We start from the raw sequence: 489 nt of genomic DNA on the forward strand, positions 1-489 counted from the left end.
GAGCCCGTTCCGCTGGACAGCGTTACGCTTGCGGGGCTCAATCCCAACCGTTTGTGGGTACGGAAGCTACTGAAAGGAAAAAGGGTGAAGTAACGTGCGGGCCGATGTCCTCCCTCTCCCACCGGGAGAGGGAGGAAAATGACTACCTGGCTTTTGCCTGCTGGAACAGGGTGTCCCACATACCCAGCACTAATGACTGGTCACGCGGAGAGAGTTCCCCTGCCTGGATCGCTTTCTCCAGGCTGCGGCTCACTTCATCATGAATGGCCTCGGCAGAGTGATCGTCCCCTGCTTCCAGCTCAGCGACAGCCAGCGTCAGGTGACCACGCAGATAACCGCTGGCGAACAGCTCATCATCACTGGCGTGTTCCACCATGTCATCAATTAACGCCAGAATGCGTGATTCAAATTCTGCGATCATCTTCTTTCCTCTGTTAAAGATCTTCCGGCCAAGGGAAGCATTCCGCCGTGATCTCCGGCGTGTGGTAA

At 56.0% G+C, this 489-nt stretch carries 1 protein-coding gene; it reads right to left on the reverse strand.

Annotated elements, in window-relative coordinates:
* Nucleotides 1-142: 142 nt before the first annotated feature.
* The coding region (locus CSV68_RS16575) for a YfcL family protein (protein ID WP_233192955.1) at nucleotides 143-489 on the reverse strand (347 nt) is incomplete at its 5' end.

Source organism: Sporosarcina sp. P29, assembly GCF_002743265.1.
In the GTDB taxonomy this organism is placed as follows: Bacteria; Bacillota; Bacilli; order Bacillales_A; family Planococcaceae; genus Sporosarcina.